The organism is Isoptericola sp. GX10416 (genome assembly GCF_056590155.1).
In genome coordinates, this window is the sequence record NZ_JBWPVO010000004.1 from 89,279 (window position 1) to 102,411 (window position 13,133).

Here is a 13,133-nt window from a genome sequence, read left to right on the forward strand (position 1 = left end):
GGCACCGCGACGAGTCCCGCCAGTCCTCCCAACCACCGTTCGCCCGGAGCCGGCCGGGTCCGCCCGAGGGCACACTGGACCCATGAGCAGGCCCTCCGCATCGACGCCCCCGAGCATCGACCTGAACAGCGATCTCGGTGAGCGGTCCGAGCGGTCCGCCGTCCGGGACGACGCCCGCATGCTCGCCGTCGTCTCCAGCGCGAACGTGGCGTGCGGGTTCCACGCCGGGGACCCCGCGACGATGCGCCGCACGGTCCGCGGAGCGGTCACCCACGGGGTCGCGATCGGCGCGCACGTCGCCTACCGGGACCGTGCCGGGTTCGGTCGCCGGTCGATGGACGTGCCCAGCGACGAGCTGCGCGCCGACGTCGTCTACCAGCTCGGCGCGCTGCAGGCTGTCGCCGCGGCCGAGGGCACGCGGGTGCGGTACGTCAAGCCGCACGGTGCGCTGTACAACACGGCGGCCACCGACGAGCGGGTCGCGGTCGACGTCGCGGCGGCGGTCGCCGCCGTGGACCCGGCCCTGGTGGTGCTCGGACTGCCCGGCAGCGTCGCCCTGGCCGCCGCGGCCGACGCCGGGCTCGCGACCATGTCGGAGGCGTTCGCCGACCGCGCGTACACCGCAGCCGGGACCCTCGTGCCCCGCGGTACGCCCGGCGCGGTGCTCGACGACGCCGAGGAGGTCGCCGCCCGCATGCTGCGGCTCGTCGCGTCCGGCCTCGTCACCGCCGTGGACGGCACCGACGTCCTGGTGCAGGCCGACTCCGTGTGCGTGCACGGCGACACCCCGGGTGCGGTCATGATGGCCGAGCGGGTGCGCGAGGTGCTCGCCGGCGCCGGCGTCCAACTCCGATCCTTCGTCGAGGGCACGTGAGCGTGCGGGTCCGGGTCGCCCGGGACGACGTGCTGCTCGTGGAGGTCGCCGACCTGGCGGCCGCCACCGCTTTGCACCGCTCTCTGTCGAGCGCCCCGGTGCCCGGCGTCGGGCAGCCGGTGCCAGGGGCCCGGACGGTCCTGGTGCCGTTCGACCCGCGGGTCCTCCCCGCCACGACGCTCGCCGACGAGCTGCGCGCGCGGGCCGAGGTGCCGTCGTCGGGCACGGAGCAGCCAGGACGTCTCGTGGAGGTGCCCACGGTGTACGACGGCGCCGACCTGGACGGCGTCGCGGCCCACCACGGGTGGAGCGTGGCCGAGGTGGTGCGCCGGCACACGGGCGCCCGCTGGACGGTGGGGTTCGTGGGCTTCGCGCCCGGGTTCGGCTACCTCGTGGGCGACGACCCGGGGCTGGTGGTGCCGCGGCGGGCGAGCCCGCGCACGCGTGTCCCGGCGGGAGCGGTGGCCCTCGCCGGGCCGTACTCCGGCGTCTACCCGCGCGAGAGCCCGGGCGGCTGGCAGATCGTCGGGCGCACCGCCGTCGTCACCTGGGACGAACGGCGGGACCCGCCCGCGCTCTGGGTCCCGGGCGACCGCGTGCGGTTCGTGGCGGTGCGAGAGTCGGTGCGCGGTGTCTCGGCTCCGTTCGGCACTTCCGGCTCCGTTCGGCAGTCCGGACTGCCGAACGGAGCCGGAAGTGCCGAACGCGGCGCGCTGGAGGTGCTCGACCCGGGAGTGCAGACCCTCGTGCAGGACCTCGGCCGCCCCGGCCGGGCGGACCTCGGCGTCGCGACCTCCGGAGCCGCCGACCCCCGCAGCCTGCGCGCCGCGAACCGCGCCGTCGGCAACCCCGTCGACGCCGCCGCCCTGGAGACTCTCGGCGGCCTGCGGCTCCGGGCGCACGGCCCCGTCGTGGTCGCCGTCACCGGCGCTCCCACCCCGCTCAGCACGGTGCCCGACGGCGGAGGCCCCGCCCGCCCGCACCGCCTCGGCCAGGCGTTCGCGCTGGCCGACGGCGACGAGCTGTCGATCGGGACGCCGACGCGCGGGCTGCGCAGCTACCTGGCGCTGCGAGGCGGCCTCGACGTGCCGGCCGTGCTGGGCTCACGTGCCACCGACGTCCTCGCCGGGCTGGGCCCCGACCCGGTGCGCGCCGGCACCCTGCTGCCCGCCGGGCCACCGCCGTCGGCCGCCGTGGCCCTGACCACGACGGGCGCGCCCGACCCGGCCACCCTGCCTGCACCGGGCGACGTCGCGACGCTGCCGCTGGTGCTCGGCCCGCGCGACGACTGGTTCACCCCCGAGGCTCTGCGGCTGCTCACCGAGCAGGAGTGGGAGGTCACGGCGCGGTCCAACCGCGTGGGGCTCCGGCTCGCCGGGGCGGCGCCGCTGGACCGGCGCTCCGCCGTCGCGCACGCCGAGCTGCCCAGCGAGGGCTGCGTCACCGGAGCGCTGCAGGTGCCGCCCGACGGCCAGCCGGTCCTGTTCCTCTCCGACCACCCCCTCACCGGGGGATACCCCGTCGTGGCCGCGGTGCCGACGGCAGACCTGTGGGTGGCCGGCCAGATGCCGCCCGGCGCCCGGCTGCGCTTCCGTGTGACGTGAGTGTGCGCAAGATCTCCACGGACTCTTTGTCCACAACCACACACATCGCGCAAGGTCGCGGGCAGGATAGGGGCATGACGTCAACGACGACCAGCACGACGACCGGTCGAGCACCGGGCCGCGCCGCAGCGGCCGGACTGCTCGCCGTCACCCTCACCCTCGGTGCCTGCTCCGTCCCCCACGACGTCGAGCGGTACATCGCCGATGCCCAGGTCCAGGCCGACAGCCTCGACGCCGACCTCCAGCAGCTCGCGGACCAGACCTCCGAGCTCACCACACTCGGGGAGGACGTCACGAACGCCGTCGACTCTGCACAGGCCGCCACCGACGAAGCCCGCTCCGCCCTCGACAAGGCCGCGGAGTCGTCCGACGGCGCCGTCGTGGCGCTCGCGGACGCCCAGGTCGCGCTCGAGGCCGCCTCCGCCGAGGTGAGCTACGTGATCGCGAACGCCGACGCCAGCCCCGAGGTCGTCACCGCCCTCACCGAGCTGCAGGAGCAGATCAACGCGCTGCGGGGCCAGACGGAGAACGCCGGCGAGTAGGGCCTCAGGCCGGCCGCCGCCGGCCGAGCCACTCCCGCGCCGCGGCGACCAGGAGGCCCACGCCGAGCTCCAGCGTGGGCTCGGGCACCGGCGCGAAGAACGGTGAGTGGTTCGGCGCGACCTCCGCGGGCAGGTTGCCCATGCTGGCCGTCGACGGGTCGAAGCCCTCGAACAGCGCGGCATCGAAGCCGCCCAGGAACCAGTACACGAGCGGGGCGTCCGCTGCGGCCGCCAGGACGCCGACGTCCTCCGAACCCGCGAGCGGCGGCAGCTCCACGACGGCGGGCCGCCCGCCCGCGGACTCGATCGTCGCGCGGCGGGCCTCGAGCGAGCGTTCGAGCGCGGAGCGGGTGCGCCCGGCGGCCTCCGGGTCGTTCACGGTGGCGCCGAACGTCGAGACCTGCTCGTACTCCGGCGGCTGCGGGGCGCCCGACGCCACCGCCTCGGCGTCGACGATGCGGTGGATGGCGGCGAGCACGCGCTCGCGCACGGCCTCGTCGAACGTGCGGACGTTGACCAGCAGCTCCGCGCGGTCCGGGATGATGTTCGCCTGCGTGCCGGCGCGGACCGCACCGACCGTCACCACCGCCGCCTCCCGCGCTCCGACCTCGCGCGCCACGATCCCCTGCAGCCGCTGGATCGTCGCGGCCGCCATGAGGACCGGGTCGACTGCGCCCTCCGGGCTGGACCCGTGCCCGCCGCGCCCGTGCAGGACGATCCGCATCGAGTCGGCAGCGGCCATGGCGGTGCCCGGCGTGAGGTTGACCGTCCCGACCGGGAGCGGCATGACGTGCTGGCCAAGTACGACGTCGGGCGTGCCGATCCGCGCGTACAGGCCGTCGTCGACCATGGCTCGTGCGCCGGCGCCGACCTCCTCCGCCGGCTGGAAGAGCACCTGGAGCGTGCCCGACCACTCCTCGCGGCGCTCGGCCAGGTGGGCTGCCGCGCCGAGGAGGCACGTCACGTGGACGTCGTGCCCGCAGGCGTGCATGGTCGGCGTCTCGCGCCCGTCCGGCAGGGTGGCGGTGTCCGTCGAGGCGTAGGGCAGGTCGGTGCGCTCCGCGACGGGCAGGCCGTCCATGTCGGCGCGGAGCAGCACCGTGGGGCCGTCGCCGTTCGCCAGGACGCCGACGACGCCGGTACCCCCGATGCGGTCGTGCACCGCGAAGCCCGCCGTGCGCAGGCGATCGGCGACGACGCCCGCCGTGCGGTGCTCGGCGAACGCGAGCTCGGGATGCGCGTGCAGGTCGGTGTAGACCGCGGTGAGCTCCGCGGCGGTGAGGGCGCTCATGCCGCCATCCTGCCCTGCCGACCCGCGACCGTCGCCGCACGTACGCCGTGGGCGAATCCGGAAATTGAGTCGGCACGACTCAAGTTGCACCCCTCAGCACCACCCACCCGAGGAGGAATCATGATCGCCACCCTGAACCGTCCCCCGTTCGCCGACGTCCGGATCCGCGACCCGCGCCGTCTGCCGCTCGCACCCGCCGAACGCCAGACCGCACCGGTGGACGTCTACCGCCAGGGCGAGGACCTCGTCGCCCGCTTCGACCTGCCGGGCATCGACCCGGCCGACGACGTCACCGTCGAGGTCGAGGGACGCCAGCTCGTCGTCCGCGGCGAGCGCAAGGACCACCGTGACGAGGACGCCGAGGGCCGCCGGTTCTCGGAGGTCCGCTACGGCGAGTTCCGTCGTGTCGTCCCGCTGCGCAAGGCCGTCGACGGCACGGCCGTGACCGCGTCCTACGACGCCGGTGTCCTGACGGTCACCGTCGCCGGAGTGTTCGCGGGCACGACGCCGCAGCGCATCGAGGTCACCACCGCCTGACCCCAGGTCGGGCAAATGTCACGGTCCGGACCGGTTCGGTGCGTCAAACCAGTCCGGACCGTGACGTTCGGCGTGGTCAGTCGAAGTAGGCGGGCACGTCGATCGGACCGCCGGCCGCCGCGAACTCGGCATCCACCGCCGCACGCAGCCCCGCGTCGCACAGATAGTCCAGCGCCGTCTGCGCGAGCCCGGCGGCGCCGTCGACGGCGGCCCGCTCGGCGTCCGGACCGCCCGCCGCCGCGGCGAACGCCTCCGTGTGCAGCGCCACGGAAGGCTCGGACACCTGGATCAACGGGTGGATCCCCGGCACCCGGAAGCTGACGTTGCCGAAGTCCGTCGACGCCGCCAGCGTCTCGGACACCACCCCGCCCGGCAGCACGTCCCGCCCTCGCGCCTCCTGCGCCGCCACCCACCGCCGGGTGAGCGCCTGGTTGGTCCGCACCGGCAACGACGGGTGCGCGCCGTCGTCCCAGTCGATCTGCACCTCGGTGCCGGTGATGAGCGCGGCACCGCGGGCGACGTCGTCCAGTCGGCGCGACAGGTCACGCAGCGTGTCCGGGTACTTCGAGCGCGCGTAGAGGTGCATCACCGCACGCTCGGTGATGATGCTCGGCCGGGTGCCACCCTCCACGATGGTGGCGTGGACCCGGTCCGACGGCGGCATCTGCTGCCGCAGCAGACCGATGCCCTGGTAGGCCAGGGTCGCCGCGTCCAGGGCGTTGCGACCCATGAACGGCTGCGCCGAGGCGTGCGCCGCCCGGCCGGTGAAGGTCCAGGTCAGCAGCCGCCGCCCCAGCCACACCTGGTCCGCGACGTCGACGCCGTACGGGTGCACCATGATCGCGGCGTCGACGTCGTCGAACGCCCCGGCGCGCGCCATGACCTCCTTGCCGCTGTGCCCCTCCTCGGCGGGCGTACCGAGCAGCACCACGCGGCCCGACGGCGCCCCCTCGCCCGCCAGCACCGGCTGCAGCGCGAGGAACGCGCCCACCCCTGCGGCCGCGATGACGTTGTGGCCGCAGGCGTGGCCGATCACGGGCAGCGCGTCGTACTCGGCGCAGATCGCGATCGTCGGCCCGTCGGCCGGGTCGGGGCCTGTCAGCTCGGCCCGGAACGCCGTGTCCACGCCGTGCACGCCGAGCTCCGCCTCGACGCCGTGCTGCGCGAGCAGGTCCACGAGCAGCCGCGCGCTGCGGTGCTCGGCGAACGCAGTCTCCGGGTGGGCGTGCAACGACTGCACCACCTGGACCAGCTCCGGCCGGAGCGAGGTGACCGCCGTCTCCACCGCCGCCCGCAGCACGGCCGGTGCTCCGCCGTCGTCCTCGGACACGGGCTGCGCGGCCTGCGCCGCGAGGGCGACGCGCCGACGTGCCTCGGTCTCGTCGACGACGTGGTCGAGGTACGCGGTGCTGGGCGGGAGCGGTCCATCCACAGGCATGCCGTCATCGTACGGACCCTCCCACCGGGGAGTCCGGGAACCCGTTTGCCGGTCCGGCAACGCGGCTTTCACCGGGCGGCCCCCGGGGGGACCATGGAACGGTCCGCACCGCCAGGGAGGCCCCATGCCCAGCCAGGTCCGCATGCTCGACGACGTCCGCCCGGACGAGTCCGACCACGAGTTCCTGCCCGCCATGTCCCGCAGCTGGCTGGTGCCCTGGTACGACCTCACCGCCCGCCTCCGCGGCCTCGGACGCCTCTACCGCCGGACGGTCGAGCTCGCACGGATCAGGCCCGGCCAGCGGGTGCTCGACGTCGGCTGCGGCACCGGCAACCTCTCCCGGGAGGTGCTGCGCGCCGCGCCGGACGCCGTGGTCACCGGGCTGGACCCCGACGGCGAGTCGCTGCGCCGTGCGGCCCGCAAGCTCCGCCGTCGTCGGCGTGGCGAGGTCACGCTGGTTCGCGGGTTCGCGCACCGCCTGCCCGTGCCGGACGCGAGCCAGGACCACGTGGTCTCCTCCCTGGCGCTGCACCACGTGCCGGCCGAGGAGAAGGAGCGCCTCGCCGGGGAGATCGCCCGGGTGCTGCGTCCCGGCGGGCGGGTGACGATCGCGGACTTCGCCGGCGACCACGCGAGCGCGCACGAGCACGCGTCCGAGGGATCACCCGGGCACGGGGACGACGGCGGCACGCACCACGGGCAGCACGACCACGGGCCCGGGCGTGGTCACCGCCACCAGCCGGGTCACGGCCCGGGCAGCCGCACCCACGACGCCGACAACGCCGACGGGGGCATCGAACGGCTGCTCACGGCAGCCGGCCTGGCCGACGCGCGCACGGTGGAGCGCATGCCGCTGCTCGGCGACTCCGTGATCCTCGTGCAGGCCCACCGGTGACGACGCCGCGGACTCAGGCCCGACTCCACGGGTCGACGACCTCGATGCCGCTGTGGGCGAAGTGCCGGACGTTGCGCGTCACGACCGCGGCCCCGTGCGCCCTGGCCACGGCGGCGATCATCGCGTCGAGGTCACCGGCCGGTCGCCCGGCGCGCTCCTGACGGCTCCGCACCACGGCGTACTCGACGGCAGCGGGCTCGCCGAACGGCAGCACCCGGTCGCGGAACCTCTCCGAGAGGATCGCCAGCACCACCGCGTGGAGCGCCTCTCGCCGGCGTCCGGAAGGTAGCCGGGCCACGCCGAAGAGCAGCTCGCCCACCACCACGGACGTCGTCCACACGTCGTCGTGCGACCTCAGCCACCGCAGGACGGCGGGATCGGGCGCCCGACGCGTCAGCTCCGAGAGAACGTTCGTGTCGAGGAGGTAGGTCACCCCTCGAGCTCCACGGCCGGCCGGGACGGCGCCTCGGGACGCTCCGGAAGCCAGTCGTCATCCCACGCCGGATCCGCCCAGACCTCGTGGAGGGCAGAGCGCGCGCGGTCGATCCAGTCGCCGCCGGCCGGCGCGTCGCGAGGCGGGCCGTCCTCCGGCGCCTCGCCCCAGCGGACGTCGAGCGCAGGTGCCGTCACCGCGCCCGCGAGGATCGCGCGCACCTCGGCCTCCATCGAGCGATGGTGCCTGCGCGCACGCTCCTTGATCTGCCGGTGCAGCTCGTCGTCGAGCCCTCGCACGGTGATCGTCATCGACATCACTACCTCCCTGACAGCAGAATGCTAGCACCCTGCCGGAAGGCGACTCAGTCCGGGTCGCTCGGGTCCAGCGGCTCGGCGGGGTCCAGGTTCACGGTGCCACGCCGCCAGTAGCCGGCGATCGCGAGCTGGTCCGGACGGGCACCGGCCTCGCGCCGCAGGTAGCGGCGCACGGGCACCAGCTCGCCCGCCTCGCCGAGCGCGACGAGGAGCTCGCCGTCGTCCAGGCCGCCGAGGGAGCGCACGGCCTCGGCGAGCTGACCGGGGCCGTCGGTGCGGTAGAGGATCTCGACGTCCGCGTGGCCCAGCTCGGACTCCACGAACGACTCGTCGACGTCGTCGCCGATCTCCACGATCGCCGTCACGCGGACGTCCGGCCCGACGGCCTCCACCCAGCGGGCCGCGGCGGGCAGGCCGGTCTCGTCGACGACGACGGTCAGTCGTTCCACGCCCTCGGGGACGCCGGCGCTCACGCTCGGGCCGACGAGCACCACCTCGTCGCCGACGGCGGCGCGCGACGCCCAGGCCGACGCCGGCCCGCCACCGCCGTGCAGCACCCAGTCGAGATCCACCTCGGCGACGCCGTCCACGGTGCGCCACGCACGCACCGTGAGCTCGCGCGAGATCGAGACGACGCCCGTCGGTCGCTGGATCCCGCCGTCCGCGGCGACGGTCGGTGGGTGCAGCTCACCGGTGGCCGGGTCGGGCAGGAAGACCTTCACATGGTCCTCCGGCCCGGCCGCCCGCAGCGCAGCCAGGGACGACGGCGCGGCCGGGTCCGCGCCGTCGGCGTCGGCGTCGGCGTCGGCGTCGGCGTCCCGGAGGGTGGTGCGCACCATCGACCCGGCGAGCTGCCGGACGGCGTGCACGCGGACGCGACGCGGGATCAGGTCGAGCGAGGTTCGAGGTCGCGAGAGCACGCATCGATCTCATCACGGATACGCATCCTGGTGAAGGCGGCGCTGGTGCGCGGCGCTCGCGTCCGGGAGGATGGCCTCATGACCGATCCGTACCAGCCGCCGCAGCCGTACTCGACCCCCGACTCCTCGGGCGACCCCGGGAAGTCGCACAGCGGCGCTCCGCAGGCCGACCCGACGCCGCCCGCGTACGGGCAGGGGTACGGGCAGCAGCCCGGCTACGGGCAGACCCCGTACGGCCAGCCCGGCTACGCGCCGGTCTACGCGCCGGACCCGCCCGGCAAGACCATGGGGATCATCGGGTTCGTGCTGGCGTTTGTCCTCGCCCCCGCCGGGATCGTGGTCTCGGCCATGGCCCTGTCGGAGTCGAAGAAGGTCGGCTACGACAACGCGCTGGGCAAGTGGGGCCTGTGGCTGTCGATCATCTTCACGTCGCTCGGCGTGCTGGCGGTCATCGCGTACATCGGGTTCTTCGTGTTCTTCTTCGGCGCGATGGGCGTGGCGTCGAGCAGCTACTACTGATCGCTCAGGCGAAGAACACCCGCAGGTCGGCGACGACGTCGCCGGGCACCTCCATCGCGGCGAAGTGCCCGCCGCGCGGGAACTCGGACCAGTGCTCGATGCGTGAGTTGTCGCGCTCGGCGAGGCTGCGGATCGTCCGGAAGTCGTCCGCGAACACCGCGACGCCGAGACGACCGGCGGCGACGACGAGCTCCGCGCCGCTGCGCTGCTCCGCGTAGTGGTACCGCGCGGCGGTCGCGTAGGTGTTCGTGAACCAGTAGAGCGTGGCCTGGGCGAGCACCTGCTCCGGGCGCACCAGCGACGTGCCGTTGCCGAAGCTCTCGAAGAGCTCGGAGTACGCCAGCGTCGCGACGGGCGAGTCCGCGAGTCCGGCCGCGACGGTCTGCGGGCGCGACGCGTTCATCGCGTTGTAGCCACCCACCGACTGGAACCACTGCGCGTGGGCCAGCGCCGCATACTCCTTCTCGCCGAAGTCGTCCATCTCCCCCGGCGCACCGGACGGGAACGAGAACAGGTGCAGCACGTGCGCGCCGCGAAAGCCCTCCGGGTCGAGGACGGCGAGCTCGCGCGCGACCATCGCACCGCCGTCGCTGCCGTGGATGCCGTAGGACTCGTGGCCCAGCCCGCGCATCAGGGTGTCGTAGGTGCGGGCGACCCGGGCCATGGTCCAGCCCTCGCCGACCAGCGGCATCGAGAAGCCGAAGCCGGGCATCGACGGGATCACCAGGTCGAAGGCGTCCTCGGGGCGTCCGCCGTGGGCGACCGGGTCGACCAGCGGCTCGATCATGTCGAGAAAGTCGAGCACGGAGCCGGGGTACGTGTGCGCGAGGAGCAGCGGCGTGGCGTCGTCGTGCGCCGAGCGCACGTGCAGGTAGTGGACCGGCTGCCCGTCGATCTCGGTGACGAACGCGGGGTAGGCGTTCAGGCGGGCCTCGACGGCGCGCCAGTCGAAGTTCTTCCAGCGCTCGACCATGTCGCGCAGGTAGGACTCCGGGGTGCCGTACTCCCAGGAGTCGCCGGGGGCGGCCGGGGCGAAGCGGGTCCGCTCGAGGCGCTGGTGCAGGTCGTCCAGGTCGGCCTGCGGGACCTCGACGGTAAAGGGGCGGGTCGCGAGCTCGGTGCGGTGCATGGTGACTCTCCTTGGTGTCCGGCGGGCGGCTGCCCGCTGCGTGTCTCCGACACTAGGAAGAGTTCAGGAACGTTCCGTTCCTCTATTCTGGACTCCACGACTTTTTCTGGGGGCGGGATGACCACCACCGCGAGCGACAGGTCCGCACGCCTGCTGACGCTGCTCGGCCTGCTGCAGTCCCGCGCGGACTGGACCGGACCCGAGCTCGCCACCCGCCTGGAGGTCACCGGCCGCACCCTCCGGAACGACGTCGCACGCCTGCGCGAGCTCGGTTACCCGGTCGACGCGGTGCGTGGGCCCGGAGGGCGCTACCGGCTCGGTGCGGGCGCCCGCCTGCCACCTCTGCTCCTCGACGACGACGAGGCCGTCGCGGTCGCCGTCGGCCTCCGGACCGCGAGCGGCACCGCCGGCCTGGAAGAGCCGGGAGCGTCGGCGCTGGCCAAGCTCGAGCAGGTCATGCCCGACCGGCTGCGCCGGCAGCTCGCGGCGCTCCGCGCCGCGAGCACCGCCGGGCCCGAGAACACGGACTCCGACGTCGACGACCCGGAGATCGACCCCGGCGTGCTCCGCGACGTCGCGGCGGCCGTCCGCGACCGCCAGGGGCTGCGGTGCTTCTACCGGGGCGAGCCGGTCGAGATCGAGCCCTATCACCTGGTCGCCTGGCAGCGTCGCTGGTTCCTCGTGGGGCGCGACGCGGCCGGGGGGACCTGGGCGCCGTACCGCGTCGACTGGCTGAAGCTGCGCACGCCGGGAGGGCGGCGTTTCAGCCCGGCGCCCTTCCCCGGCGACCTCACGGAGTTCGTGGTCCGGGAGGTCGCGCGGACCGGCTGGGCGGTGCACGCCCGCATCGTCGTGGACGCCGGCGCCGAGCAGGTGCTCGCGCGGATCAACCCCGCCGTGGGGACCGTGGAGCCGCTGCCCGACGGACGGTCGGTGCTGGTGACGGGCGGCGACAGCGTCGAGACGGTCGCCGTGTGGATCGGCATGCTCGGCTACGACTTCCACGTCACGGAGCCGCCGGGCCTGGTCGAGCACCTGTGCGTGCTGGCCGGGCGCTATTCCCGGGCCACCAGCCAGACGGCCACCGCGCAGAGCAGCGCCCCGGGGAGGGCGAGCAGCCCCGGCACCTGACCGAGCTGCAGCCCGGCCCACAGCGCCGTGACCGGCGGCGTGAGGTACAGCAGGGCGCTCACGGTCTGCGGTCCGCGCCGCCGCAGCACCAGGAAGTAGCACCCGTACCCGCCGACCGTCGACAGCACCACGACCCACCCCACCGCCACCCAGAACTGCGGGGCGGCGGGCGGTGCGATCCGACCCGTCAGGACGGCCAGCGCGACGAGGGCCGCACCCGCCGCGAGCGTGTGGACCGCCAGGTCCCCGAGCAGGTCACCGTCGCCGGGTGCCCGCCGCTCCAGGGCCGTGCCCACCGACAGGGACAGCATCCCGCCGAGCGGCAGCAGGTACACCCACCACGGCGCCGACCCCTGACCGAGATCACCGAGCACGACCAGCAGGACACCGGCCAGGCCGAGCACCAGGCCGAACCGCTGGCCCGCCGTCGTCCGCTCGCCCCATGCCGCGCGCGCCAGCGCCGCGACGACCAAGGGCTGCAGCGCGGCGACGAGCGCCGCGGTCCCGGCGGGCACGCCCAGCGCGACGCCGCCGACGATCCCCCCGAGGTATCCGGCCTGGGTCAGCAGGCCGACGACGACGGCGTGGCGTGCGCGCCCGGTCGTCACGCGCCCCCACCGCGCGCGTCGCCCGCGGAGCACGGCGACGAGCACGAGGACCAGCGCGCACGCGACGAGGTACCGCCAGGCGAGCAGGGTCACGGGTGAGGCGTCCCTCGTCCCCAGCTCAGCGCCGACGAACCCGGAGCTCCAGAACACGATCAGCCCGAGCGCCGCGATGGTGTCTCGTCCCATGGTGTCTCGTCCCATGGTGGCGAGGTAACCATACCGGTCTGTATACTCGCAGTACCCTCTTCTGCCCCGCCGAGGAGCGCCGCATGACGACCTCGACCGACACCCCCACCCCCGTCTTCGCCGAGCCCGAGCTCACGCCCGCCGGCCACAGCCTGCTCGACGCCGCCAGCACGCTCTTCTACACGCGCGGGATCCGCGCCGTCGGCGTCGACCTCGTCGCCCTCGAGGCCGGCACCACGAAGAAGACCCTCTACGACCGCTTCGGCTCCAAGGACCGCCTCGTCGCGCAGTACCTCACCCGCCGCGGCGCCCGCTGGCAGCACCGGGTCCTCGAGCTCGTCGCCGAGCGGACCGACGCCCGGTCCCGGCTGCTCGCCGTCTTCGACGCGCTCGAGGAGTGGCACGCCGGGCAGGACCGCGGCTGCGCCTTCGTCAACGCCTACGCCGAGGTGGGCGCCGACGACCAGGCGACCCGCGACGTCATCCGCCGCGAGAAGGACTGGATGCGACAGCTCTTCGTCTCCCTCGCCGCCGGGGCCCACCCCACCACGCGCCACGCGACCGGCGCCGCCGTCCACCTGCTCTACGAGGGGGCGCTCGTCATCGCCACCGCCGGAGGCCGCCCCGACGCGCTCGCCGAGGCGCGCGCCACGGTGGAGGCACTCCTGGCAGCATCCGCGCCCACCATCCAATGAGCTTGCGAGGGCTG

General features: G+C 74.6%; 15 protein-coding genes. 8 read left to right on the top strand and 7 right to left on the bottom strand.

Annotated elements, in window-relative coordinates:
- Positions 1-82: 82 nt before the first annotated feature.
- The 3 genes from ACWAT2_RS08125 (at position 83) to ACWAT2_RS08135 (ending at position 3,020) form a co-directional block, all read left to right on the top strand.
- Complete coding sequence (locus ACWAT2_RS08125) at positions 83-874, top strand: LamB/YcsF family protein (RefSeq protein ID WP_402374682.1); 792 nt, start codon at positions 83-85, stop codon at positions 872-874.
- A complete protein-coding gene (locus ACWAT2_RS08130; RefSeq protein WP_402374684.1) occupies positions 871-2,478 on the top strand; it encodes a 5-oxoprolinase subunit B/C family protein in 1,608 nt (535 codons plus the stop codon). The genes ACWAT2_RS08125 and ACWAT2_RS08130 overlap by 4 nt, the downstream gene beginning before the upstream one ends.
- A gap of 74 nt (positions 2,479-2,552) precedes the next feature.
- Positions 2,553-3,020, top strand: coding sequence for a hypothetical protein (locus tag ACWAT2_RS08135; RefSeq protein ID WP_402374686.1), 468 nt, complete (start codon positions 2,553-2,555; stop codon positions 3,018-3,020).
- A gap of 4 nt (positions 3,021-3,024) precedes the next feature.
- Here ACWAT2_RS08135 and ACWAT2_RS08140 read toward each other — a convergent pair whose 3' ends face one another.
- Positions 3,025-4,311 (bottom strand): amidohydrolase, encoded by a 1,287-nt coding sequence (locus ACWAT2_RS08140; protein WP_402374688.1) that lies wholly within the window; start codon positions 4,309-4,311, stop codon positions 3,025-3,027.
- A gap of 120 nt (positions 4,312-4,431) precedes the next feature.
- Here ACWAT2_RS08140 and ACWAT2_RS08145 point away from each other — a divergent pair, with 120 nt between their 5' ends.
- A complete protein-coding gene (locus tag ACWAT2_RS08145) occupies positions 4,432-4,848 on the top strand; it encodes an Hsp20/alpha crystallin family protein (RefSeq protein WP_402374690.1) in 417 nt (138 codons plus the stop codon).
- Positions 4,849-4,924: 76 nt separating this feature from the next.
- On the opposite strand, the gene ACWAT2_RS08150 is transcribed toward ACWAT2_RS08145, so the two are convergent.
- Positions 4,925-6,286, bottom strand: a complete 1,362-nt coding sequence (locus tag ACWAT2_RS08150) for a M20 family metallopeptidase (protein WP_402374692.1) — start codon at positions 6,284-6,286, stop codon at positions 4,925-4,927.
- 124 nt (positions 6,287-6,410) lie between these two features.
- Here ACWAT2_RS08150 and ACWAT2_RS08155 point away from each other — a divergent pair, with 124 nt between their 5' ends.
- Entirely contained in the window at positions 6,411-7,181 is a 771-nt protein-coding gene (locus ACWAT2_RS08155) for a class I SAM-dependent methyltransferase (RefSeq protein WP_402374694.1), read from the top strand.
- A 13-nt stretch (positions 7,182-7,194) separates the two neighbouring features.
- Here ACWAT2_RS08155 and ACWAT2_RS08160 read toward each other — a convergent pair whose 3' ends face one another.
- The 3 genes from ACWAT2_RS08160 to ACWAT2_RS08170 are packed head-to-tail and all read right to left on the bottom strand — an operon-like array spanning position 7,195 to position 8,851.
- Complete coding sequence (locus tag ACWAT2_RS08160; protein WP_402374696.1) at positions 7,195-7,614, bottom strand: type II toxin-antitoxin system VapC family toxin; 420 nt, start codon at positions 7,612-7,614, stop codon at positions 7,195-7,197.
- Entirely contained in the window at positions 7,611-7,931 is a 321-nt protein-coding gene (locus ACWAT2_RS08165; protein WP_402374698.1) for a FitA-like ribbon-helix-helix domain-containing protein, read from the bottom strand. The genes ACWAT2_RS08160 and ACWAT2_RS08165 overlap by 4 nt, the downstream gene beginning before the upstream one ends.
- Before the next feature lie 47 nt (positions 7,932-7,978).
- Complete coding sequence (locus tag ACWAT2_RS08170; protein WP_402374700.1) at positions 7,979-8,851, bottom strand: siderophore-interacting protein; 873 nt, start codon at positions 8,849-8,851, stop codon at positions 7,979-7,981.
- Positions 8,852-8,929: 78 nt separating this feature from the next.
- On the opposite strand from ACWAT2_RS08170, the gene ACWAT2_RS08175 reads away from it, so the two are divergent.
- On the top strand, positions 8,930-9,370 hold the full coding sequence (locus ACWAT2_RS08175; RefSeq protein ID WP_402374702.1) for a DUF4190 domain-containing protein: 441 nt from the start codon (positions 8,930-8,932) through the stop codon (positions 9,368-9,370).
- 4 nt (positions 9,371-9,374) lie between these two features.
- Here ACWAT2_RS08175 and ACWAT2_RS08180 read toward each other — a convergent pair whose 3' ends face one another.
- Positions 9,375-10,499 carry an epoxide hydrolase family protein gene (locus ACWAT2_RS08180; protein WP_402374704.1) on the bottom strand — a complete coding sequence of 375 codons (1,125 nt, stop codon included), beginning with the start codon at positions 10,497-10,499 and terminating at the stop codon, positions 9,375-9,377.
- A gap of 117 nt (positions 10,500-10,616) precedes the next feature.
- On the opposite strand from ACWAT2_RS08180, the gene ACWAT2_RS08185 reads away from it, so the two are divergent.
- Positions 10,617-11,630, top strand: coding sequence for a helix-turn-helix transcriptional regulator (locus ACWAT2_RS08185; RefSeq protein ID WP_402374706.1), 1,014 nt, complete (start codon positions 10,617-10,619; stop codon positions 11,628-11,630).
- On the opposite strand, the gene ACWAT2_RS08190 is transcribed toward ACWAT2_RS08185, so the two are convergent.
- Positions 11,555-12,424 (bottom strand): DMT family transporter, encoded by an 870-nt coding sequence (locus tag ACWAT2_RS08190; protein ID WP_402374708.1) that lies wholly within the window; start codon positions 12,422-12,424, stop codon positions 11,555-11,557. The genes ACWAT2_RS08185 and ACWAT2_RS08190 overlap by 76 nt on opposite strands.
- An 83-nt stretch (positions 12,425-12,507) precedes the next feature.
- On the opposite strand from ACWAT2_RS08190, the gene ACWAT2_RS08195 reads away from it, so the two are divergent.
- Positions 12,508-13,119, top strand: a complete 612-nt coding sequence (locus ACWAT2_RS08195) for a TetR/AcrR family transcriptional regulator (protein ID WP_402374710.1) — start codon at positions 12,508-12,510, stop codon at positions 13,117-13,119.
- Positions 13,120-13,133 lie beyond the last annotated feature (14 nt).